5 protein-coding genes are annotated in these 2,390 nt (G+C 30.5%); 4 read left to right on the top strand and 1 reads right to left on the bottom strand.

Translation table 11 applies throughout. From position 1 onward, the window contains the following. Positions 1 to 171, bottom strand: a 171-nt coding sequence (locus tag CVD18_RS22020; protein ID WP_146052740.1) for a transposase, incomplete at its 3' end; no start/stop codon positions are given. A gap of 17 nt (positions 172 to 188) precedes the next feature. Here CVD18_RS22020 and CVD18_RS22015 point away from each other — a divergent pair. From CVD18_RS22015 to CVD18_RS22000, 4 genes are all read left to right on the top strand, one after another. Continuing rightward, on the top strand, positions 189 to 608 hold the full coding sequence (locus CVD18_RS22015) for a hypothetical protein (RefSeq protein WP_103867602.1): 420 nt from the start codon (positions 189 to 191) through the stop codon (positions 606 to 608). A 55-nt stretch (positions 609 to 663) separates the two neighbouring features. Beyond that, the gene (locus CVD18_RS22010; protein WP_103867601.1) at positions 664 to 966 is read left to right on the top strand and encodes a cytoplasmic protein; all 303 of its coding nucleotides are present in this window, start codon (positions 664 to 666) and stop codon (positions 964 to 966) included. After that, complete coding sequence (locus CVD18_RS22005; RefSeq protein WP_103867600.1) at positions 957 to 1,829, top strand: hypothetical protein; 873 nt, start codon at positions 957 to 959, stop codon at positions 1,827 to 1,829. Before CVD18_RS22010 ends, CVD18_RS22005 begins: the two co-directional genes overlap by 10 nt. Positions 1,830 to 1,986: 157 nt before the next feature. Beyond that, positions 1,987 to 2,283, top strand: coding sequence for a transposase (locus CVD18_RS22000; RefSeq protein WP_103867599.1), 297 nt, complete (start codon positions 1,987 to 1,989; stop codon positions 2,281 to 2,283). Positions 2,284 to 2,390: the final 107 nt, after the last annotated feature.

Raw genomic sequence — 2,390 nt, 5'->3', positions numbered from 1 at the left:
GTCATAAGTAACTTTTAAACCAGCCTCTCCCTGATGGTCAAACTTCTTTCTCCAACTATAAAAAGTGCCAGTGCTAACTCCATACTTACGACAAGCTTCTACGATACCAATCTCTTCCGAAGTAGCTAGTATTTCTAACTTCTGGTCTAAAGTCCATTTCTTGTATTTCATATCTCAAATGTATTAGTTTGAAATTTAAAAGAACACTCCGAACTTATTGGGGGCTAAACTATGATCAATACACAATTCCTACGGACTTTAACAAAAATAATTCTATAAACGAAGATGAATTTACTTATTATCTTTTTAAATATCGAACAAAGCCAGATGATCCAATGGATGCTCTAAAGTACAGAATAGAATACATTGATAATGATATTGTTGTTATTAACATGGATTCTCGTAATGATTCATTTGAATATGAATGTTTACAAAAAAAATCTCAAAAAGGAGTGGAACTTCATTATAAGAAGAATACAGGAATAAATGAATTTACAGGAGATAGAAGCAAGCCTTTAATGAAAATATACAAAAAAGGAGATGATTTTTATGCTACCAGTCCTCTTATTGAAGATGGTAAAGAAATTAAGCTAAAAGAAGAAGAATAAAAATACTCTGCTACACGAAACCTCCCGACTTAGGATTTCGTTATTGATAAGATCTATGAGTACAATTCCGCAAGCTGGAGGAATGAAGACATGGGGTGTATCTAAAATAGATCAACGTCCTGGATCAGCAAAAGATTATGGCCCATTTTTATTACATAAAGGTTTCAAAGAGGTCTCTGCAGGGAATTATCAAAAAGGCGATATATCAGTTATCGAAAGTTTTACAAATAATCCTCACGGTCATATAGCCATGTGGAACGGCGAAAATTGGGTTTCTGATTTTGTTCAAAAAACTCTTTATCCAGGGAATGCCTACAGAAAAGCAAAGCCAAATTATAAAATATACAGATGGGAATAAATAGAATATTTAAATTTTTAATTGTATTTATCTTTATATCTTCTTTTTTATCATGTAAAGGAGGTACTAAAAACAATAAAGATGTCTTAATAGATAATACATCAGTACTTAATGTAGAAAAAAATGATAATTCTATTGATAATACCCAAGCAAGAATAGAGACTAAAGATTTTATTCTTGAATTTTATACAAAGTACATTAAGTATTTAGAAGACCCATTAAATGAAGAATCAATAGATTATGAATTTTATTTAACAAAAGATTTAATTAATGAAATTAACAAAGTTAAAGGGTATGACTACATAATAAATGCCCAAGATCCTACTGTAGAATGGTTGAAAACACTAAAAGTAGAGGATACCGATAAAAATAACGTTTATAGTGTATCTCGTGAGAAAGGTTATTATGATAGTGATGACAATATAATTTATGTTACTGTCATAGAGAAAGAAAAATTAAAAATATCAAAGATAAGCAGTTCTTTAAATGACCAATCTAAACCTTCAACTCTAGAGGTCAACGAACAAGATGATGAGTATAAATATTACTCTTTTGATTACGTAATAAACCCTGGAGATCGTATTAATGAGACAAGTTATATTATAGAATATTTAGAAGAAGAATATATTGTTTTTCAAATGATGGGTTATGAAGGCGAGTTTGATTATAAATGTAGACAAGTTAGAACAAACGAATGTGTTTTGCTTTATTATATAGAGGCTGAGGACGATGATGAATATAAAGGCGATAAAAGTAAACCACTCGCTAGAATATATAAAAAAGGAGAAGACTTTTACGCTAAAAGTTCGCTTATAGATAATGGTAAGGAAGTTAAATTAAAAGAAGTAGAAAGTAGGTATTAACACTCCGATAGCGCGGATTTGCAATCCGTGCGTCTGCTGCTCTACCAAGTTTGCAACTTTGTAGCGGTATGAGTAAGTGATAAAGATATAAGGTAATGGAGTTACTACATTTGTTTGGACAGTAAGTTAAGCTTAAAAGATATAATTTTGAGCATTTATGAAAACAACAAGAAGAAAATACGAGAAGTCATTTAAGATAATGGCAGTTGAATTAGTTAATTCAGGAAAAAGTAAAAAAGATGTTAGTACAGATTTGGGTATTCGTCAAGAATTATTAGGAAGATGGTGTAGAGAATTTAATTCAAATTCTACAGGTAGTTTTTCAGGAAACGGTCGTCCCAATTTAACTCCAGAACAAAAGCAAATAGTAGAATTAAAGAAAGCATTGCGAGATGCAGAATTAGAACGTGACATCTTAAAAAAGGCAGTAAGCATCTTCTCCAAGAACAGATAGATATTTTTATTTTCATAGATACTTACAAAATAAAATACCCTATTGAGAAGATGTGCAAAACATTAAAAGTAAGTAAGAGTGGTTATTATTACTGGTGTAAAAGATCA

The sequence above is a fragment of the Aquimarina sp. I32.4 genome, assembly GCF_002924285.1.
Taxonomy (GTDB): Bacteria; Bacteroidota; Bacteroidia; order Flavobacteriales; family Flavobacteriaceae; genus Aquimarina.
The sequence above is the reverse complement of the archived record's forward strand: the minus strand, read 5'-3'. Positions and strand labels throughout refer to the sequence as shown.